The organism is Variovorax sp. LjRoot175 (assembly GCF_964253805.1).
Lineage (GTDB): Bacteria > Pseudomonadota > Gammaproteobacteria > Burkholderiales > Burkholderiaceae_C > Variovorax.
In genome coordinates, this window is record NZ_CAXURY020000001.1 from 2,541,279 (window position 1) to 2,561,407 (window position 20,129).

Here is a 20,129-nt window from a genome sequence, read left to right on the forward strand (position 1 = left end):
GGTCAAAGTCCCAGCTCTTCGTCGGAAAGCGTGCGCGCCTCGGTTTCGAGCAGCACCGGGATGCCATCGCGCACCGGGTAGGCGAGGCGGGCGCTGCGCGAGGCGAGTTCCTGCTTCTCGGCATTCCACGTGAGCGGCCCCTTGGTCACGGGGCAGACGAGCAGTTCAAGCAGCTTGGTGTCCATCGAGCGATGATAGCTTTGCGTCGAGCGCTTCGAAGAAGGACGGCTCGGGTTCGAACACCAGCGGCAGCGCCAGCGCGTCGGGGGCTCGGCGCCACAGCTTGACCGCGTCCTTCTCGGTGCAGATCAGCGTGTAGGCGCTGCCGGGCGGCGGGGTCCAGTCGCTGAAATCGTGGTGATCCGGCAATGCAATGCACTGCTGCGGTACCAGGGCGCGTTCGTGCAGCATCTGGAAGAAAGCCTCGGGCTTTGCAATCGCGGCAACCGCGACCAGCGCCCGGCCGGCCAGGGATGCGAGCGGGACCGGCGTGCCATCGAGGCGCAGCGCATGGTCGGCCAGCGCACGTCGTGCCGTGAAGCCGGCGAAGGCGGGTCGCGCGCCGGTGTGGATCACCAGGTCGCAGCGGCGCGGCCAATGCTCGCGCAGGGGGCCGGCCGGCAGCAGCCAGCCATTGCCCGTTCCGCGGTCGTCGAAGACGCAGATCTCGAGGTCGCGCGCCAGCGCAAGGTGCTGCAGGCCATCGTCGCTCACGATGAGCTGCGTGTCCGGGTGAAGAGCGAGCAGGGCACGCGCCGCTTCGGCACGCCGCCGCGCCACGAAGACCGGCACCGCGGTCGAGCGGCGAATCAGCGCCGGCTCATCGCCGACCTCGCGCGGATCGCTGTCGTCCTGTACCGCGCGGCAATCGTCGGTCGCTCGCCCGTAGCCGCGCGATACCACGCCGACCTTCATTCCGCGGGCTTGGAGGTGTCGCACGACCGCCATCACGACAGGCGTCTTGCCGGAACCGCCGGCGATGACGTTGCCGACCACGATCACCGGCACGCCGACGCGCTCGGTCTGAAGGATGCCTCGGCGATAGAGCGCGCGCCGGATTGCGGCCAAAGCGCCATAGAGCAGCGAGAGAGGCCACAGCAGCCGCGCGAGCATTCCGCGCTGAAGCCAGGCCCGCTGCAGCACTAGCGTCCCGCCTGCGCGGCCGACTGCGTGGCGAAGGTGATTTGCATGAGGCCCGCGCGCCGCGCGCCTTCCATCACCGTGATCACAGACTGATGGGCGGCGCTGGCGTCGGCGCTGATGATCACGACGCTGTCCTTGCCGCCGTTCGCCGCGGCGCTCAGCGCTGCGGCCACCGTCTCCACGCTGCGGTCGGGCAAATGGGTCTTGTTGATCGAATAGCGTCCGTCGGCGGAGACGGCGACGATCACTTCCTTCGGATAGTCGCGCTGGGCCTCCACGTCGGCCACCGGAAGGCGCAACTGCATCTCGGTGAACTTGCTGTAGGTGGTCGAGAGCATCAGGAAGATCAGCACGACCAGCAGCACGTCGATGAACGGGATCAGGTTGATCTCCGGCTCCTCGCGCGAGCCGTGGCTGAAATGCATTCGTTTCATGATCGCAGGGTGTTCAGGTGACGCGCAAAACGTTCGCCGGCGAGCTCCAGGTTCAGCAGGTACTCGTCGACCCGGCTGCGGAAATAGCGCCAGAAGATCAGAGCCGGGATCGCCACGATCAGCCCGAAGGCCGTGTTGTAGAGCGCCACGGAGATGCCGTGCGCCAGCTGCGCCGGGTTGCCGGTGCCGACCGCGCCGCTGCTGGGCGACTGGGAGCCGAAGATCTCGATCATGCCGATCACCGTGCCCAGCAGCCCGAGCAGCGGGGCCGCCGACGCGATGGTTGCGAGCGCCGGCAGGTAGCGTTCGAGTCGATGCGCGACCACGCGTCCGGCCGATTCCATCGACGCGCGCAGGTCGTCTTCGGTCGAAAGGGGGTTGGAGTTCAAAGTGCGGAAGCCGGCGGCCAGCACCTCGCCGAGCCCCGAGTTTCTTTCCAGCTTGGTCACCACGTCCGGGCCCGGGACCGCAGCGCGCGAGACCGTGATGGCCTCGTCGAGGAGTTTGGGCGGCAGGACCTTGGAGGTCTTCAGGCTGGTGAATCTCTCGATGACGAGCGCGAGCGCAATCACCGAACAAGCGAGCAGCGGCCAGATCGGCCAGCCCGCAGCAACTATGATCGAAAACAAGTATTCCTCCGGCCCCGTGGACTGCAAATGCGCGGCGATTATCCACCGGCGCGAAGCATTGTTCCGATTTGTATTCGCTGTAGGTTCAGACGCACAGTTTCTGTGGATAACTTTGTGGCTAACCCGCGGAGCAACTCATCTGGAGCCACACGCGGCGGGCTTTCCGCTGGATCGACTGAATTTTGAGCAGCACTTTTTTCAATCAAATCAATGGCTTGTACGTGGAGTCGTGGGTGTTGTGCGGATGCCTCGTGCGGCCGGGAGACCGCCGCCGCGCTTGTGGACGACTGTTCATCTGTAACACCGCCTCGACATGAGCGAGCGTGAAGCAATTCCGGCGGGACCGCGGGTCTGGGCCGTGGGCGCACTGTGTCGCGCCGTGGCCGATGCGCTCGATGCGCGCTTCAATCCGGTCGCGGTGCGCGGCGAGATTTCCGGCTTCTCGCGTGCGGCCAGCGGCCATTGCTACTTTGCACTGAAAGACGAATCCGGCCAGTTGCGGTGCGCCATGTTCCGGCGCGCCGCAGGCCTGCTCGATTTCTCGCCGCGCGATGGCGACCAGGTCGAGGTGCGCGGCCGATTGGCGGTGTACGAGCCGCGCGGCGACCTTCAACTGGTGGTCGAAAGCCTGCGTCGAGCCGGGCAGGGCGCGCTGTTCGAGCAGTTCCTGCAGCGCAAGGCGAAGCTGGAGGCCGAGGGCCTTTTCGATCCTGCCCGCAAGCGGCCGCTTCCGGCCATGCCACGCGCGATCGGTGTCGTGACCTCGCTCGGCGCGGCAGCCTTGCACGACGTCGTCAGCGCATTGCGCCGCCGCGTGCCGCACATTCCTGTGGTGCTGGCGCCGGCCGCGGTGCAGGGCGCCGGTGCGCCGGCGGAGCTGGTGCGCTCGCTGCAGTCGCTCTACGCGCTGCAGCCGACGGTCGACTTGATCCTGCTGGTGCGCGGCGGCGGCTCGATCGAGGATCTCTGGGCCTTCAACGACGAGTCGCTGGCGCGCACGATCGTGCAGAGCCCGGTGCCGGTGATCAGCGGCGTCGGCCACGAAACCGACTTCACCATCGCCGACTTCTGTGCCGACCTGCGCGCACCGACGCCGACCGCCGCGGCCGAACTCGTCGCTGCGCCGCGCGATCTGTGGCTCGGCGCGCTCGATCTGCTCGAAGAGCGGCTGCGCGACGCGATTTCCGCGCGCCTCGATGTCTTGAGCCAGCGCCTCGATCTGGCCGCGGGTCGGCTGGGGCGCCCCTCGACGCTGGTGACGCGCCAGCAACTGCGCCTGGCTCACCATGCGCAACGACTGCACTACGCCGTGCTCTCGAGGACGCAGCGGCTCGCGCAAGCGCAGCAGGCGTTGCAGGCCGAGTTGCCGCTCAAGTTCACGCGTGCCCTGGTTCAGCGCAAGGAACGGCTCGAACGGGCTGCTCTGCGCCTGCAACTGCTGGATCCGGCGCTGGTCTTGCAGCGCGGCTACGCATGGCTCACGAACGAACAGGGACAGGCCGTCACCAGCGTGCGAGGCCTGACACCCGGCGACGCGGTGCGCGCGCGCCTCGCCGACGGCACGGTCGACATGACAGTCAATCGAACGGGTACGACGGGACGGCGTCCGACGCGAGCCACGTGATTCCTTTCTAGAATGCTTCGTCTCACAACCAACCCGCGAGAAAAGACATGGAACACGTCCTCCCACCCCTGCCGTACGCGCTGGACGCCCTGGCGCCGGAGTATTCGAAGGAAACGCTGGAGTACCACTACGGCAAGCACCACAACGCCTATGTGGTGAACCTGAACAACCTGCAAAAGGGCACCGAGTTCGAGAGCCTGCCGCTGGAGGAGATCGTCAAGAAGTCCAGCGGCGGCATCTACAACAACGCCGCCCAGATCTGGAACCACACCTTCTTCTGGAACTGCATGAAGCCCGCGGGCGGCGGCGAGCCCACCGGCGCGCTGGCCAAGGCGATCGATGCCAAGTGGGGCAGCTACGCGGCCTTCAAGGAGGCCTTCGTGAAGTCGGCGGTGGGCAACTTCGGCTCGGGCTGGACCTGGCTGGTGAAGAAGGCCGACGGCTCGGTGGACATCGTGAACATGGGTGCCGCGGGCACGCCGCTGACCACGGGCGACACGGCACTGTTGACGGTGGACGTCTGGGAGCACGCCTACTACATCGACTACCGCAACCTGCGGCCCAAGTATGTGGAGACCTTCCTGGCCAAGCTGGTGAACTGGGACTTCGCGGCCAAGAACTTCGGCTGAGTCGAGGCTTGCCAAAAAAAGCCGACCCGCGGGTCGGCTTTTTAATGGGCGGGCGATGCTCAGCGCCTGGCCGCAAACAGTTCGCCGCCGAGCTTCGTCCCCTTCTTGATGTTCTTCTTGGCGAACCAGCCTTGGTTCATCTCGAGCACGAAGCGAACCGGCTCCTCGGAACAATGCGACTCCTCGGTCAGGGGCTTCATGTCGGCCAGGTTGACGATGCGGCCGTCGTCGGCCACGAAGGCTGCGGTCAGCGGCAGCAGGGTGTTCTTCATCCAGAAACACTGGGTCGCGGGCTGCTCGAACACGAAGATCATGCCCTCGGTTTGCGGCATTTCCTTGCGGAACATGAGACCGATCTGCCGCTGTTCAGGGGTTTGCGCGACTTGCGCATCGATCTGGTACATGCCCGCGGACAGCTTCACGCGCTGGAGATTGATTTGAGCTTCCTGACCGTGTGCAAAGGTCATCAATGAAGCTGACAGCGCAAGCAGGGCCACAAAACGCTGGAACATGGGTCGACTTTCAATAAAGCGGGCGGCAATACAAACAAAAAATGCCCGCTGATGCGGGCATGACTATTTGCCTTGAAGCTTACATCTTCTTGAGTGCAGACGAAAAGAAAGCGTTCCGAAGAACGCTTTCTTTTTTAATGGTGCCAACCAGCTTACTGGGGCGTGGTGCCTTGCGCGGGAACCGGCTTCTTGCCGCCACCCTTGGCAGGGCGGCGCGTGTCGCGCGAGTCACGGCGTGCCTGGGCGGCCTTGTCGGCGCCAGTGGCGGTCACGCCGCCGCTACCCTCTGACACCTTGCTCTGGTCGCCGCCCGGAGCTTTGACTTGGCCGGCAGGCTTCGCGTCCTTCTTGGCTTCGGCGCGTTCGGCCGCCTTGCCCTTGCCTGTGGGGTCGACTTCGGCGGGCTTCGTCTGGGCATATGCGCCAACGGCGAACAGGCCGGCGATCATGACTGCGAGAACTTTGCTCATTACGGGTTCCTCTGTGGAGATGGATTGAAAATGCCTCCCGGCCAGCAGAAGGTCAGCCAACAACGAGACCCATATGGACTCGGTTGACAGAACCTTCGGACTCCTCCGGTTGCGTCTAAAATTCTACGGCTATTCAGCCGGCTGGAAACCTAGTGTCTTCCAGCCTTCAATTCATCCCGGAGCCCTTGCCTCATGTCCAGCTATCAGCACATCAAAGTCCCGGCCGAAGGCCAGAAGATCACGGTCAATGCCGACAACTCGCTCAATGTGCCTGATCAGCCGATCATTCCCTTTATCGAGGGCGACGGTACCGGCCTCGACATCACGCCCGTGATGATCAAGGTGGTCGACGCGGCAGTGGCCAAGACCTACGGCGGCAAGAAAAAGATCCAGTGGATGGAGGTCTACGCCGGCGAGAAGTCGACCAAGGTCTACGGTCCCGACGTCTGGCTGCCCGAAGAAACGCTGCATGCGGTGCGCGACTACGTGGTCTCGATCAAGGGCCCGCTGACCACGCCAGTCGGCGGCGGCATCCGCTCGCTCAACGTCGCGCTGCGCCAGGAGCTCGACCTGTACGTCTGCCTGCGCCCCATCCAGTACTTCGAGGGCGTGCCCAGCCCGGTCAAGGAGCCGCACAAGACCAACATGGTGATCTTCCGCGAGAACTCGGAAGACATCTACGCCGGCATCGAATTCGAAGCCGAAAGCGAGAAGGCCAAGAAGCTCATCAAGATCCTGCAGGACGAGTTCGGCGTCAAGAAGATCCGTTTCCCGAACACCTCGGGCATCGGCATCAAGCCGGTGTCGCGCGAGGGCACCGAGCGTCTGGTGCGCAAGGCGATCCAGTACGCGATCGACAACGACAAGCCCAGCGTGACGATCGTGCACAAGGGCAACATCATGAAGTTCACCGAAGGCGGCTTCCGTGACTGGGCCTATGGCCTGGCCGCCAAGGAATTTGGCGCCGAGCTGATCGACGGCGGCCCCTGGATGAAGTTCAAGAATCCCAAGACCGGCAAGGAAATCACCGTCAAGGACTCGATCGCCGACGCCTTCCTGCAGCAGATCCTGCTGCGCCCGGCCGAATACAGCGTGATCGCCACGCTGAACCTGAACGGCGACTACGTGTCCGACGCGCTGGCGGCGCAGGTCGGCGGCATCGGCATCGCCCCGGGTGCCAATCTGAGCGACACCGTCGCGATGTTCGAAGCCACCCACGGCACGGCGCCGAAGTACGCCGGTAAGGACTACGTGAACCCCGGTTCCGAAATCCTCTCGGCCGAGATGATGTTGCGGCACATGGGCTGGACCGAGGCGGCCGACCTGATCATCCGCTCGATGGAAAAATCGATCGCCAGCAAGAAGGTGACCTACGACTTCGCCCGCCTGATGGACGGCGCCACGCAGGTCAGCTGCTCGGGTTTCGGTCAGGTGATGATCGACAACATGTAAATCCCGGCGTCCGAAGCGCCGGCTGACGCCCTGGTGTGTAAAGCCCCGGCACCGCAAGGCGCCGGGGCTTTTTCGTTGGGGCTGGCGGCACGCAGCTTGCATGCGCCGAGGCGGCAGTTCCACAGGCATCCGTCTTGAATGTCACAAAGCCGCCACCAGTTGTGTCCCTTGCGCAAGTACAACCGGCGGCGGCTCTATAAAATGATTTTCATGGCTACCAAAATCCCCTCGACTCCCCCTACGCCGCCGGCCGTGAAGCCGGGGCAGGACGACGGCGATGCGGTCGTGATCGAGCGGCGGCCGCAAAAAACTGCGCCGCCGCAGATGTATCAGGTGGTGATGCTCAACGACGACTACACGCCGATGGAGTTCGTGATCGTCGTGATCCAGGAGTTCTTCAACAAGGACCGGGAAACCGCCACCCAGATCATGCTCAAGATCCATCTCGACGGGCGCGGCGTCTGCGGGGTGTATTCCCGCGACATGGCGGCCACCAAGGTCAATCAGGTGATGGAAGCGGCCCACCAGGCCGGGCATCCGTTGCAGTGCGTCAGTGAACCGGTTGAATAAATCGCGCTCCAACCCATCTGAGAATTTATTTACAGCAAGGCAAAAGGAAATCACATGATTGCCCAGGAACTGGAAGTCAGCTTGCACATGGCTTTTGTCGAAGCCAGGCAGCAGCGCCATGAGTTCATCACGGTGGAGCACCTGCTGCTCGCTTTGCTGGACAACCCGAGTGCCGCAGAGGTTCTGCGCGCCTGCTCGGCCAACGTCGACGACCTCAGGGCGTCGCTCACCAATTTCATCAAGGACAACACGCCCCAGGTGGCGGGTACCGACGATGTGGACACCCAGCCCACGCTCGGTTTCCAGCGCGTGATCCAGCGCGCCATCATGCATGTGCAATCCACCGGCAACGGCAAGAAGGAAGTCACCGGCGCGAACGTGCTGGTCGCGATCTTCGGCGAAAAGGATTCGCATGCGGTCTACTACCTGCATCAGCAGGGCGTGACGCGCCTCGATGTGGTGAACTTCATCGCCCACGGCATCAAGAAGAGCGATCCGCCGGAAGCTGCCAAGGGCAGCAGCGAATCGTCCTCCGGCGAAGGCGAGGAGGGCGGCGGCGAGAAGAACGAGAAGTCGTCCCCGCTCGAGCAGTTCACGCAAAACCTCAACCAGCTTGCCAAGGAAGGCAAGATCGATCCGCTGATCGGCCGCGAGTACGAGGTCGAGCGCGTGATCCAGATCCTGTGCCGCCGGCGCAAGAACAACCCGCTGCTGGTGGGTGAGGCCGGCGTCGGCAAGACGGCGATCGCCGAGGGCCTGGCCTGGCGCATCACGCAGAACGACGTGCCCGAGATCCTGGCGGAGTCCCATGTCTACTCGCTCGACATGGGCGCGCTCCTGGCCGGCACCAAGTACCGCGGCGATTTCGAACAACGCCTGAAGGGCGTGCTCAAGTCGCTCAAGGACAAGCCGAACGCGATCCTCTTCATCGACGAGATCCACACGCTGATCGGCGCCGGCGCGGCCTCGGGCGGCACGCTCGATGCCTCGAACCTGCTCAAGCCGGCGCTGTCCAGCGGCCAGCTCAAGTGCATCGGCGCTACCACCTTCACCGAGTACCGCGGCATCTTCGAGAAGGATGCGGCCCTGTCGCGTCGTTTCCAGAAGGTCGATGTGGTCGAGCCGACGGTGCAGGAAACCATCGACATCCTGAAAGGGCTGAAGTCGCGCTTCGAGGAGCACCACGGCGTGAAATACGGCGTGGCTGCACTGCAGGCCGCGGCTGAGCTGAGTGCCAAGTACATCAACGACCGTCACTTGCCCGACAAGGCGATCGACGTCATCGATGAGGCCGGCGCCGCCCAGCGCATCCTGCCCGCGAACAAGCGCAAGAAGACCATCAGCAAGGCCGAGGTCGAGGAAATCGTCGCCAAGATCGCGCGCATTCCCCCGGCCAACGTCTCGAACGACGACCGCGGCAAGCTGCAGACCATCGAGCGCGACCTGAAGAGCGTGGTGTTCGGCCAGGACAAGGCCCTCGAGGTGCTGGCTTCGGCGGTCAAGATGGCGCGTTCGGGCCTGGGCCGCGAAGACAAGCCGATCGGCTCCTTCCTGTTCAGCGGCCCCACCGGCGTCGGCAAGACCGAAGCGGCGAAGCAGCTGGCCTACATCATGGGCATCGAGCTGATCCGCTTCGACATGTCCGAGTACATGGAACGCCACGCGGTGAGCCGGCTGATCGGTGCGCCTCCGGGCTACGTCGGTTTCGACCAGGGCGGCCTCTTGACCGAAGCGATCACGAAGAAGCCGCACGCCGTGCTCCTGCTCGACGAGATCGAGAAGGCGCATCCGGACATCTTCAACGTGCTGCTGCAGGTCATGGACCACGGCACGCTGACGGACAACAACGGGCGCAAGGCCGACTTCCGCAACGTCATCATCGTCATGACGACCAATGCAGGCGCCGAGACCATGAACAAGGCGACCATCGGTTTCACCAACCCGCGCCAGGCGGGCGACGAGATGGCCGACATCAAGCGCCTGTTCACGCCGGAGTTCCGCAACCGCCTGGATGCGACCGTGAGCTTCAAGGCCCTCGACGAGCAGATCATCCTGCGCGTGGTCGACAAGTTCCTGCTGCAGCTCGAGACCCAGCTGGCCGAGAAGAAGGTCGACGTCACCTTCACCGACGTGCTGCGCAAGCACCTGGCGAAGAAGGGCTTCGATCCGCTGATGGGCGCACGGCCGATGCAGCGCCTGATCCAGGACACGATCCGCCGCGCCCTGGCCGACGAGCTGCTGTTCGGCCGCCTGCAGGAAGGTGGCCGCCTGACGGTGGACCTCGACGACAAGGAAGAGGTCCAGCTCGACATCCAGCCGCTGCCCAAGAAGGAAGGGCGCGCCAAGCCCGAAGCGGAAGAGGCTGCAACGGGCTGATCAACGGGCTGGTCCGCTCATCCGGAGTCCACTCCCAAGGCCGGTAGCATTGCGCTACCGGCCTTTTTTCATTCACCGACCTCTTTCGCCCTTGATCGTCCCCGAGCTCAGCCACGAATGGAAGACCGGCCTCTCCCTGGCATGGAGCGGCTACATTGCGGTGTTGTCCGTCTGGATCGTGATGCAGAAGCGCGCGCCGGTGTCGACGATGAGCTGGATCCTCTCGCTGGCGCTGCTGCCCTTCGCCGGCTTCGTCATCTACTACTTCCTCGGGCCGCAGCGCTTGAAGAAGCAGCGCCTGAAGCGGCTGCGCAGCCGCGCGATCGCCCAGGCGCCGGCCGACGTCGCCACGCTGCGCGAGGCCGCGGAACGTGCGCCGCCCGCCCTGCGGCAGATGGCCGCGCTGGGCACCGCCGCCTGCGGCCTGCCGGTGTCGAGCGCGACGGCGGCCCGCCTGTTGTCCGGCGGTGCCAGCACCTTCGACGCCATCTTCGAAGCGATCGGCAGCGCGCGCGACCACGTGCACCTCGAGTACTACATCTTCGAGCCCGACACGATCGGCACCGCGCTGCGCGACCTGCTGATCGAACGCGCGCGAGAGGGCGTCACCGTGCGCCTGCTGCTCGATGCCCTCGGCTCCAAGCGCATCGGCCGCAAGTTCATGGCGCCGATGCAGGCCGCCGGCATCCAGGTGGCGCTGTTTCACGACACCCGCATCGGCCGGCGGCTGCGGCCCGTGACCAACTACCGCACCCACCGCAAGATCGTGGTGTGCGACGGGCGCGTGGGCTTCACCGGCGGCGTCAACATCACCGACGAGGAAGACCGGCGGGTGCGGCCCGACGCGTATCACGACGTCCACCTGCGCATCGAAGGCAGCGCGGTGCGCTGGCTGCAGACCACCTTTCTCGAAGACTGGGCCTACGCCACCGGCGAGGATCCGCGCCGGATGGACGAAGCCATCGACAGGCTGCTGCCGCGCCTGCCGGCCGAGGAGGGCGCGGGTGACATTCCGGTGCAGATCGTCACCAGCGGTCCCGACAGCGGCCTCGAAGCCATCCACCGCATGCATGTCGCGGCCATCCACTCGGCGGCGCAGCGCGCATGGCTCACCACGCCGTATTTCGTGCCCGGCGAACCGGCCTTGATGGCGCTTACCAGCGCGGCGCTGCGCGGCGTCGACGTGCGCCTCCTGGTGCCGCGGCGCAGCGACTCGCTGATCGTGAGCGCCGCGGCGCGCTCCTACTACGACGAGCTCATCGCGGCCGGCGTCAAGATCTGGGAATACAAGGCGCGCATGCTGCATTCCAAGACGCTGGTGGTGGACGACAACTGCGCGATGATCGGCACCGCCAATTTCGACAACCGCAGCTTCCGGCTCAACTTCGAGGTGTGCGCCGTGATCTATGGTCCGGCGCTGGCCAAGCCGCTCGCCGCGCAGTTCGAAACCGACCTTCACAGCGCCGCGGCCGTGCGCGCCAACCGGAAGCGCAGCTTCCTTCCCCAGCTCGGCGACGCGACGGCACGCCTTTTCTCACCTTTGCTCTGACGATGTCCCAAACCTTCCTCTGGCACGACTACGAAACCTTCGGCACCGTGCCGCGTCGCGACCGGCCCTCGCAGTTCGCCGCCATCCGCACCGACGCCGCGCTCAACGAGATCGGCGAGCCCATGATGATCTACTGCAAGCCCGCGCCGGACTACCTGCCGAGCCCGGGGGCCTGCCTGATCACCGGCATCACGCCGCAGATCTGCCTCGAGCGCGGCATTCCGGAGCATGAGTTCGCCGCGCAGATCGAACGCGCGTTCTCGCAGCCCGGCACCATCGGCGTCGGCTACAACACCATCCGCTTCGACGACGAGGTGACGCGCTTCCTGTTCTGGCGCAACCTCATCGATCCCTATGCGCGCGAGTGGCAGAACGACTGCGGCCGTTGGGACCTGCTCGACGTCGTGCGGCTCACCTATGCCTTGCGTCCCGACGGCATCGAATGGCCGAAAAAGGACGACGGCACGCAGAGCTTCAAGCTCGAAGACCTGGCGCGCGCCAACGGCTTGCTCCACGAATCGGCCCACGATGCGCTGTCGGACGTGCGCGCCACGATTGCGCTGGCGCGGCTGATCCGCGACAAGCAGCCCAAGCTCTTCGACTTCGCCTTCGCGCTGCACAGGAAAGACCGGGTCGCGAGCGAACTGGGCCTGCCGGCCACGCGCGAGTCGGCACGGCCTTTCCTGCATGTCTCCGGCATGTTCCCGGCCGAGCGCGGCTGCCTGGCCGTGATGTGGCCGCTCGCGAGCCATCCGACCAACAAGAACGAGCTGATCGCCTGGGACCTGGCGCACGACCCGAGCGAGCTGCGCGACCTCGACGTGGCGACGCTGCGCCAACGCCTTTTCACGCGAAGCGCCGATCTGCCCGAAGGCGTGCTGCGCCTGCCGGTGAAGAGCGTGCACCTGAACAAGTCGCCGATGGTGGTCGGCAACCTGAAGACCTTGGCGCCGGCCATGGCCACGCGCTGGAGCATCGACCTCGAAGCGGCGCTGCGCAACGCCGCGCTGGCGGCCGCCTTGCCCGACATGAGCGCGATCTGGCCCCAGGTCTACGAGCGGCCGCGCGAAGCAGCGCCGGACGTCGACGAAGACCTCTACGGCGGCTTCGTCGGCAATGGCGATCGCCGGCGGCTGACCCAGCTGCGCAGCCTGTCGCCGGCGGAGCTCGCACATTCGCGCACCGGCTTCGACGATCCACGGCTCGAAGAGCTGCTGTTCCGCTACCGGGCCCGCAACTTTCCCGATACCCTCGACGAAGACGAAACCGAACGCTGGGAGGCGCATCGCGTCGCGCGCCTGCTCGAAGGCGAGGGCGGGGTGCGCAACGTCGACCAGCTCTTTGCCGAGATCGATGTGCTGGCCGAGACGGCCGATGAGCGCGGCGAAGAGATCCTCGGCGCACTCTACGAATACGCCGAGGCGATCGCGCCCGCGGTTTGAGGAAGAGAGGGAGCACCCATGAACAAAAAGGCAAGCGGCACCTTCGAAGTGAAGATGCAGCCGCTCTGGCAGAGCGAGCAGACCGAAGGCGCGACGCTCGGCAGGATGTCGCTCGACAAGCAGTTCAGCGGCGACCTCGCGGGCACCGGCCAGGGCGAGATGCTGAGCGCCGTCACGACGACGCAGGGATCGGCCGGCTACGTGGCCATCGAGCGCGTGGCGGCGACGCTGCACGGCCGCGAGGGCAGCTTCGTCCTGCAGCACACGGGCACCATGACGCGCGGCGAGCAGCAGCTGTCGATCACCGTCGTGCCGGATTCGGCCACCGGCCAGCTCGCCGGCCTTGCAGGCAGGCTGGCGATCCGCATCGCCGACGGCAAGCATTTCTACGATTTCGACTACAGCCTGCCCGAAGGCGCGTGACCCAAGGAGAGTCTCATGATTCTTGTGACCGGCGACATCCTCGCCAAGAGCGACACCGTGGACGAAGTCCTCGCGCTGAGCCTCGAACACGTGCGCCGTTCGCGCGCCGAGCCGGGCTGCATCTCGCATGCCGTGCACCGCGACGCGGAAAACGCGCTGCGCCTGGTCTTCGTCGAGCAATGGGTAGATCGCGCGGCACTCCTGGCCCACTTTGCGGTCCCGGCCTCGCGTGCCTTCGCCAAGGCGGCCGGCGGGCTTGCTGCGGCGGCGCCCACGATCCAGATCTACGAGGCCGAGCCCGTCAAGCTGTGAGACCGTGAGCCTTCGCCGCCTGACCCCCGACGACGCCGAGGCCTACCGGGCGTTGATGCTCGAAGCCTACGGGCGCCATCCCGATGCCTTCACCTCCACGGTGGCCGAGCGCGAGGCCTTGCCGCTGTCGTGGTGGACGTCGCGGCTCGATGTTTCACCGACGGCACCGCAGATCGTGCTGGGTGCGTTCGACCACAAGGGCCTTCTTGCGGGCGCAGCGGGCATCCTGTTCGAGTCGCGCGAGAAGTCGCGGCACAAGGCGAGCCTGTTCGGCATGTATGTCGCGCCGGCCGCCCGGCAAGGCGGCTTCGGCCGTGAGCTGGTGTTGGGCCTGCTCGCGGAGGCCTCGGCGCGCGAGGGCGTCAGGCTGGTCCAGTTGACGGTGACCCAGGGCAACGATGCCGCGCAGGCCCTCTACGAGCGCTGCGGCTTTGCCGCCTTCGGCGTCGAACCGTTCGCCATCGCGCAGGGCGGCACCTTCCTGTCGAAGGTCCACATGTGGCGCGCGGTCGCTGCGCCGGCCTGAGATCAGTTCTTCGGATGCATCCAGGCGGTGGCCGCCGGCCGGTCCGCCAGGTGCAGGGCCGCCGTCGCAGCCGGCGTCTCGGCCAGCAGCCGGCCCTTGCGATACACCTTGAGCCGCGTCGCGCGCAGCCGGATCGCCTCGACCGGATCGCGCGCCTGCAGCAGCACGAAGCTGGCATCGCAACCCGTTTCGAGGCCATAGCCGTCGAGCCCGAAGACCTTGGCGGCATTGACCGTGACTGCATCGAAGCACTGCCGGATGCCGCGCTGGCTGGTCATCTGCGCCACGTGCAGGCCCATGTGCGCGACCTCGAGCATGTCGCCCGAACCCATGCCGTACCAGGGGTCCATCACGCAGTCGTGGCCGAAGGCGACGTTCACGCCCTGGGCCATCAGCTCGGGCACGCGCGTCATGCCGCGCCGCTTGGGGTAGCTGTCGTGGCGGCCCTGCAGGGTGATGTTGATCAGCGGATTCGCGATCACGCTGACGCCGGCCTCGGCAATGAGCGGCAGCAGCTTGCTCACGTAGTAGTTGTCCATCGAATGCATCGAGGTGCAGTGCGAGCCCGTGACCCGGCCCTGCAAGCCCAGGCGCTGCGCCTCGAAGGCCAGCGTCTCGATGTGGCGCGAAAGCGGGTCGTCCGATTCGTCGCAGTGCATGTCCACCGGCAGGCCGCGCTCGGCGGCCAGCTCGCACAGCAGTTTCACGCTCGCGGCGCCGTCGGCCATGGTGCGTTCGAAGTGCGGAATGCCGCCGACCACGTCTAGCCCCAAGTCGAGCGCGCGCTTCAGGTTGTCGACGCCACCGGGCGAACGCAGCACACCGTCCTGCGGGAAAGCGACCAGCTGCAGGTCCAGGTAAGGCGCCACGCGCCGCTTGACTTCGAGCAGCGCATCCACCGCGAGCAGGCTGGGGTCGCTGGTGTCGACATGGCTGCGGATCGCGAGCAGGCCCTTGGCGACTGCCCAATCGCAGTAGGCGAGTGCGCGCTCGATCAGTGCCTCGGCCGTGAGCAGCGGCTTGAGCTCGCCCCACAACGCAATGCCTTCGAGCAGCGTGCCGCTCTGGTTGACGCGCGGCAGGCCGTAGCTCAGCGTGGCGTCCATGTGGAAGTGCGGGTCGACGAAATGGGGCGCGACCAGCAGGCCCTGGGCGTCGAGTTTTTCAGCAGCCGGCGCATCGAGCCCTGCGGTGACTTCGATGATGCGGCCGCCCTGCACCGCGATCGACATGCCGCTGCGACCGTCGGGTAGCGTGGCGTTGTGGACGAGCAGATCGAGCATGGCTAACGTTCGCCTTTGCGATAGGGCTTCATGAGGGCTTGCGGATAGCTGGCCTTGCGCGCCACCAGCACCAGCGCCACGATCGACAGCACATAGGGCAGCATCAGGTAGAGCTGGTAGGGCAGCACGGCATCGCCGGATTGTTGCAGCCGCAGCTGCAGCGCGTCGAAAAAAGCGAACAGCAGGGCGCCCAGCAGGGCCTTGCCGGGCCGCCAGGAGGCAAACACCACCAGCGCGACGCAGATCCACCCGCGGCCGTTGACCATGTTGAAGAAGAAGGCGTTGAAGGCCGACAGCGTGAGGAAGGAGCCCGCCACGCCCATCAGCGCCGAACCGGCGACGATGGCGCCGCTGCGCGTGGCTGCGACCGAGACGCCCTGGCCCTCGGCCGCCTGCGGGTTCTCGCCGACCATGCGCAGCGCCAGGCCCAGCGGCGTGCGGTAGAGGATGTACGCGAGCACCGGCACCAGCAGCAGCGCGAACAGCGTGAGCGGCGTCTGCGCATCGAGCACCGGGATGTGCAACCATTCCATCGGCGCGAAGGGCGTGACGGTCGGCGGCGTGTTGACCTTCGGAAAGCTCACGCGGTAGCCGTAGTAGCTGAGCGCCGTCGCCAGCAGCGTGATGCCCAGGCCCGAGACATGCTGCGAGAGCGCGAGGCCCACGGTCAGGAAGGCGTGCAGCAGGCCGAAGACCGCGCCCGTCAACGCCGCCACCGCGACGCCCACCCACAGCGGCGCCCCCGCATAGACCGAGAGCCAGCCGGCAAAAGCGCCGGCGACCATGATGCCTTCGATGCCGAGGTTCAGCACGCCCGCGCGCTCGCACAGCAGCACGCCCAGGGTGCCGAAGATCAGCGGCGTGGCGATGCGCAGCACCGCGACCCAGAAAGAGGCATTGCCGAGGATGTCGACTACTTCCATCGCACTCGATACTGTGTGAGCAAGGTCGCCACCAGCACCGCAATCAGCGAGGCAGCCACGATCACGTCCGCGACATAGGTCGGCACGCCGATCGCCCGGCTCATCGTGTCGGCACCGACCAGCACGCCGGCGACGAACACGCCCGCCGCCAGCACGCCCAGCGGATGCAGGCCGGCCAGCATCGCGATCACGATGCCGCTGTAGCCGTAGCCGGGCGACATGTCGAGCGTGACGTAGCTGGTGCGGCCCGCCACCTCGATCGCGCCCGCCAACCCGGCCAGCGCACCCGAGAGCAACGCCACCAGCACGACGGTGCGCGTGACCGGCACGCCCGCAAAGGCCGCGGCGCGCGCATTCGCGCCGACCGCGCGGATGTCGAAGCCGATCACCGTGTACTTGAACAACACCCAGACCAGCACCGACAGCGCGCCGGCCCACAGCAGGCCGGTGTGCACGCGGGTCTGCGCGATCAGCCGGCCCAGTTCGAGCTCGGGCTGCAGCGACACGCTCTGCGGCCAGCCCATCGCGGTCGGGTCCTTCATCGGCCCGTCGAGCATCGCCGAGACGCCGAGCAGCACGATGAAATTGAAGAGCAGCGTGGTCACCACCTCGTCGACGCCGAGCTTGTTCTTCATCAGCGCCGGGCCGAGCAGCAGCAGAGCGCCGGCGACTGCGGCGGCTAGCATCATCAGCGTGAACAGCAGCCAGACCGGCAGCGCGAAGCCCGTGCCGCCATGCAGCCCGCCCACGGCCACGGCCGCCAGCGCGCCGCCGTAGAGCTGGCCCTCGGCGCCGATGTTGAAGAGCCGGGCCTTGAAAGCCACGGTGGCGGCCAGCCCGGTCAGGATCAGCGGAATCGCGCGCGCCAGCGTCTCGCTCCAGGCGAACACCGAGCCGAAGCCACCCTGCAGCAGCAGCGCATAAGTGCGGCCCACCGGCGCGCCGGCCCAGAGCACTAGCAGCGCGCTGACCAGCAGGGTGAAGACGACGGCGCCGAAGGGTGCCAGCACCAGTGCCGCGCGCGAGGTCTCATGGCGGCGCTCCAGCCTCATGTATGTGGCCCCCACGCTCGGCACTGCGTGTCCTCGCTGCCCCCCGAGGGGGCGCGAGCTTGCTTGAGGCGGCCCGGCGCTGCGCTCATGAGCCCGCCATCGCGAGCCCGATGGCTTCGCGCGTCCAGGCCGAGGCCGGTCGCGGCTCGCCGAGCTGGCCTCCGTGCATGACGGCAACCCGATCGCCCAGCGCGAGCACCTCGTCCAGATCGTCGGAGATCAAGAGCACCGCGGCGCCCGCATCGCGCGCCGCGATCAGCTGCTGCTGCACATAGGCGACGGCGCCGATGTCCAGTCCCCAGCTCGGCTGGTGCGCGACGATCAGCCGCGTCGCCTTGCCGTGGCCTTTGGTCGCATCGGGCGCCAGCAGCGCCCGCCCGAGGATCAGCTTCTGCATATTGCCGCCCGAGAGCGTGCGCGCAGGCAATTCGAGTCCGGCGCCGCGCACGTCATAGGCTTTCTCGATGCGCCGCGCATGGGCGCGTGCGGCTGCGCGCCGCACCCACAGCCAGCGCGAGAAGGCCGTGCTGCGCAGTCGCTCCGACACCGCGTTCTCCCACACCGGCAGGTCGCCCACCACGCCGACCGCGTGCCGGTCTTCGGGAATGCGCGCCACGCCGCGCTGGACCAGCCGCGCAGGCGAGGCCGGCAAGGCCCGCCCCATCAGCTGTACCGTGCCGCCGATCGCGCGGCGCGTGCCGCAGAGCAGCTCCGCCAGCGCGACCTGGCCATTGCCGGAAACGCCCGCGATCGCCGTGATCTCGCCGGCCCTGAGCGTGAGCGTCACATCCGCCAGCCGGTCCTGACCGCTGCCGGCCGTTTGCACATGGTCCAGCACGCAGACCGCGTCGCCGACCCGCCGCGCGGGGCTGCGCACCACGCCTTCGATCGCATGGCCGACCATCCACAGCGCGAGCTGAGCCTGCGTGGTCTCGGGGGTGCGCGCTTCAGCCACCAGCTTGCCGCCGCGCAGCACCGCGATACGATGCGACACGCGCAGCACCTCGGCCAGCTTGTGGCTGATGAAGATGATCGACAGGCCCTGCGCCACCATCTGCGCCAGGGTGTGGAACAGCGCCTCGCTCTCTTGCGGCGTGAGCACGGCGGTGGGTTCGTCGAGGATCAGGATGCGCGCACCGCGGTACAGCGCCTTGAGGATCTCCACCCGCTGCCGTTCGCCGACCGAGAGGTTGCCGACCGTTGCGTCCGGGTGCACCGGCAGGCCGAAGCGCTGCGAAACTTCCAGCAGCCTGGCGCGTGCCGCGCTGCGCCGCGAGAAGCCCTGCCACAGCGGCTCGGTGCCCATCATCACGTTGTCGAGCACGCTGAGGTTGTCCGCCAGCGTGAAGTGCTGGTGCACCATGCCCACGCCCGCGGCCAGCGCCGCTTTCGGATTGCCGGGCGCGAGGGGCCGGCCGAAGACCTCGATCTCGCCCGCGTCGGCCGTGTAGTGGCCGAACAGGATCGACATCAGCGTCGACTTGCCGGCGCCGTTCTCGCCCAGGAGCGCCAGCACCTCGCCGGCCTGCAGTTCGAGCGAGACCGCGTCGTTCGCCACCAGCGTGCCGAAGCGCTTGGTGATGCCGCGAAGCGAGAGGACGGTCGCCAACAATTATTTTCAGTTGGGACAAAGGCCCCGCGCAGCGGCGGCCTTCGTTCGGGAAACACCGCGGAACCGGCCTTGCCGGGCCGCTGGTGTTGCCCCCGGTGAGGGGGTTGGCGCAGCGACAAGCAGTGCGCGAAGCCTGGGGGAGAGCTTCACTTGGCCGTGGACTTCGGTTGGCCGTCGTCCACTTTCACCGTGAACTTGCCGGAAAGGATGTCGGCCTCCCTGGCCTTGACCTTGGCGACGATGTCGGCCGGCACCTTCTTCTCGAAAGTACCGAGCGGCGCCAGCTCGGAGCCCTTGTGCTTCATCATCGAATAGGGGCCGTAGTCCTCGGCCGCGAACTTGCCTTCCTTCACCAGCTTGATCGCGCGGTCGGCCGAGGGCTCGAAGTTCCAGAGCGCAGATGCGACCACGGTGTCGGGGTACTTGTCCTGCGTGTTGATCACGTTGCCGATCGCGAGCTTGCCCTTTTCCTTGGCCGCGTCGCTGACGCCGAAGCGCTCGGCGTACATGAGGTCGGCGCCCTTGTCGATCATCGCGAAGGCGGCTTCCTTGGCCTTGGGCGGATCGAACCAGCTGTTGATGAAGCTCACGCTGAACTCCACCTTCGGGTTGGTTTCCTTGGCGCCGGCCATGAAGGCGTTCATCAGGCGATTGACTTCGGGAATCGGGAAGCCGCCGACCATGCCGATCTTGTTCGTCTTGGTCATGCCGCCGGCCACCATGCCGGAGAGGTAGGCGGGCTCCTGGATGTAGTTGTCGAAGACCGAGAAGTTGGGCGCCTGCGGCTTGAGCGAGGAACCCATCAGGAAGGCCGTCTTCGGAAAGTCCTTCGCGACCTTGCGCGCGGCCGCTTCGACGCCGAAGACCTCGCCGAGGATCAGCTGGTTGCCGGCCTGTGCGTACTCGCGCATCACGCGCTCGTAGTCGGCGTTGGCGACGTTCTCGGTGGCCTTGTATTCGATCTCGCCGCGCGCCTCCGCCGCCTTGAGCGCCTTGTGGATGCGGCCCACCCATTGCTGCTCGAAGGGCACGGTGTAGACCGCCGCCACCTTGAGCTTGGCCTGCGCGAGCGCGAGGCTGGGCGCCCCGGCCGCGAGCGCCGCGGCAATGGCGACCGAACGGACGATCAGATGACGGCGTAGGGACACGGACTTCTCCTCGTTGATAT

21 protein-coding genes are annotated in these 20,129 nt (G+C 66.5%); 10 read left to right on the forward strand and 11 right to left on the reverse strand.

From position 1 onward, the window contains the following. Positions 1-2 precede the first annotated feature (2 nt). From ACSQ89_RS12720 to ACSQ89_RS12735, 4 genes are read right to left on the reverse strand one after another with little or no spacing between them, the layout of a single operon-like run. Positions 3-185 (reverse strand): Trm112 family protein, encoded by a 183-nt coding sequence (locus tag ACSQ89_RS12720; protein ID WP_093107755.1) that lies wholly within the window; start codon positions 183-185, stop codon positions 3-5. After that, positions 166-1,113, reverse strand: coding sequence for a tetraacyldisaccharide 4'-kinase (gene lpxK / locus ACSQ89_RS12725; protein WP_093107851.1), 948 nt, complete (start codon positions 1,111-1,113; stop codon positions 166-168). Before lpxK ends, ACSQ89_RS12720 begins: the two co-directional genes overlap by 20 nt. A 29-nt stretch (positions 1,114-1,142) precedes the next feature. Next, complete coding sequence (locus ACSQ89_RS12730) at positions 1,143-1,568, reverse strand: ExbD/TolR family protein (protein ID WP_436290552.1); 426 nt, start codon at positions 1,566-1,568, stop codon at positions 1,143-1,145. A gap of 5 nt (positions 1,569-1,573) precedes the next feature. Beyond that, on the reverse strand, positions 1,574-2,206 hold the full coding sequence (locus ACSQ89_RS12735) for a MotA/TolQ/ExbB proton channel family protein (protein ID WP_093107751.1): 633 nt from the start codon (positions 2,204-2,206) through the stop codon (positions 1,574-1,576). A gap of 313 nt (positions 2,207-2,519) precedes the next feature. On the opposite strand from ACSQ89_RS12735, the gene xseA reads away from it, so the two are divergent. Together xseA and ACSQ89_RS12745 are read left to right on the forward strand one after the other, a co-directional pair. Beyond that, the gene (gene xseA, locus ACSQ89_RS12740; RefSeq protein ID WP_436290519.1) at positions 2,520-3,830 is read left to right on the forward strand and encodes an exodeoxyribonuclease VII large subunit; all 1,311 of its coding nucleotides are present in this window, start codon (positions 2,520-2,522) and stop codon (positions 3,828-3,830) included. A gap of 47 nt (positions 3,831-3,877) precedes the next feature. Then, positions 3,878-4,459, forward strand: a complete 582-nt coding sequence (locus ACSQ89_RS12745) for a superoxide dismutase (RefSeq protein ID WP_093107747.1) — start codon at positions 3,878-3,880, stop codon at positions 4,457-4,459. A 59-nt stretch (positions 4,460-4,518) separates the two neighbouring features. On the opposite strand, the gene ACSQ89_RS12750 is transcribed toward ACSQ89_RS12745, so the two are convergent. Further along, positions 4,519-4,971, reverse strand: coding sequence for a DUF192 domain-containing protein (locus ACSQ89_RS12750; protein WP_436290518.1), 453 nt, complete (start codon positions 4,969-4,971; stop codon positions 4,519-4,521). Between the two features lie 152 nt (positions 4,972-5,123). Continuing rightward, positions 5,124-5,441, reverse strand: a complete 318-nt coding sequence (locus ACSQ89_RS12755; RefSeq protein WP_436290517.1) for a cell envelope biogenesis protein TolA — start codon at positions 5,439-5,441, stop codon at positions 5,124-5,126. A 192-nt stretch (positions 5,442-5,633) separates the two neighbouring features. Here ACSQ89_RS12755 and icd point away from each other — a divergent pair, with 192 nt between their 5' ends. From icd to ACSQ89_RS12795, 8 genes are all read left to right on the forward strand, one after another. Further along, positions 5,634-6,893: an NADP-dependent isocitrate dehydrogenase gene (gene icd, locus ACSQ89_RS12760; protein ID WP_093107741.1), complete on the forward strand. Its 1,260-nt coding sequence runs from the start codon at positions 5,634-5,636 to the stop codon at positions 6,891-6,893. Positions 6,894-7,103: 210 nt separating this feature from the next. After that, positions 7,104-7,463 (forward strand): ATP-dependent Clp protease adapter ClpS, encoded by a 360-nt coding sequence (clpS, locus tag ACSQ89_RS12765; protein WP_093107850.1) that lies wholly within the window; start codon positions 7,104-7,106, stop codon positions 7,461-7,463. A 54-nt stretch (positions 7,464-7,517) separates the two neighbouring features. After that, positions 7,518-9,839, forward strand: coding sequence for an ATP-dependent Clp protease ATP-binding subunit ClpA (clpA, locus tag ACSQ89_RS12770; RefSeq protein WP_093107739.1), 2,322 nt, complete (start codon positions 7,518-7,520; stop codon positions 9,837-9,839). Positions 9,840-9,930: 91 nt separating this feature from the next. Further along, a complete protein-coding gene (gene cls, locus ACSQ89_RS12775) occupies positions 9,931-11,388 on the forward strand; it encodes a cardiolipin synthase (protein WP_436290516.1) in 1,458 nt (485 codons plus the stop codon). A 2-nt stretch (positions 11,389-11,390) separates the two neighbouring features. Next, positions 11,391-12,830: an exodeoxyribonuclease I gene (gene sbcB, locus ACSQ89_RS12780; protein ID WP_436290515.1), complete on the forward strand. Its 1,440-nt coding sequence runs from the start codon at positions 11,391-11,393 to the stop codon at positions 12,828-12,830. Positions 12,831-12,848: 18 nt separating this feature from the next. Next, positions 12,849-13,253, forward strand: coding sequence for a DUF3224 domain-containing protein (locus tag ACSQ89_RS12785; protein WP_436290514.1), 405 nt, complete (start codon positions 12,849-12,851; stop codon positions 13,251-13,253). Positions 13,254-13,268: 15 nt separating this feature from the next. Further along, positions 13,269-13,565 carry a putative quinol monooxygenase gene (locus tag ACSQ89_RS12790; protein WP_436290513.1) on the forward strand — a complete coding sequence of 99 codons (297 nt, stop codon included), beginning with the start codon at positions 13,269-13,271 and terminating at the stop codon, positions 13,563-13,565. A gap of 4 nt (positions 13,566-13,569) precedes the next feature. Next, positions 13,570-14,091, forward strand: coding sequence for an N-acetyltransferase family protein (locus ACSQ89_RS12795; RefSeq protein WP_436290512.1), 522 nt, complete (start codon positions 13,570-13,572; stop codon positions 14,089-14,091). Positions 14,092-14,093: 2 nt separating this feature from the next. Here the strand turns inward: ACSQ89_RS12795 and ACSQ89_RS12800 are convergent, their stop codons facing one another. The 5 genes from ACSQ89_RS12800 to ACSQ89_RS12820 all read right to left on the reverse strand — a co-directional run bounded on the left by ACSQ89_RS12800 (position 14,094) and on the right by ACSQ89_RS12820 (position 20,109). Next, positions 14,094-15,374 carry an amidohydrolase family protein gene (locus ACSQ89_RS12800; RefSeq protein WP_436290511.1) on the reverse strand — a complete coding sequence of 427 codons (1,281 nt, stop codon included), beginning with the start codon at positions 15,372-15,374 and terminating at the stop codon, positions 14,094-14,096. A gap of 2 nt (positions 15,375-15,376) precedes the next feature. Beyond that, positions 15,377-16,297, reverse strand: coding sequence for an ABC transporter permease (locus ACSQ89_RS12805; protein WP_436290510.1), 921 nt, complete (start codon positions 16,295-16,297; stop codon positions 15,377-15,379). Next, positions 16,288-17,349, reverse strand: a complete 1,062-nt coding sequence (locus ACSQ89_RS12810; protein ID WP_093107723.1) for an ABC transporter permease — start codon at positions 17,347-17,349, stop codon at positions 16,288-16,290. Before ACSQ89_RS12810 ends, ACSQ89_RS12805 begins: the two co-directional genes overlap by 10 nt. Before the next feature lie 85 nt (positions 17,350-17,434). Continuing rightward, on the reverse strand, positions 17,435-18,961 hold the full coding sequence (locus tag ACSQ89_RS12815) for an ABC transporter ATP-binding protein (protein WP_436290509.1): 1,527 nt from the start codon (positions 18,959-18,961) through the stop codon (positions 17,435-17,437). Between the two features lie 146 nt (positions 18,962-19,107). Continuing rightward, positions 19,108-20,109, reverse strand: a complete 1,002-nt coding sequence (locus ACSQ89_RS12820) for a BMP family protein (protein WP_093107719.1) — start codon at positions 20,107-20,109, stop codon at positions 19,108-19,110. Positions 20,110-20,129: the final 20 nt, after the last annotated feature.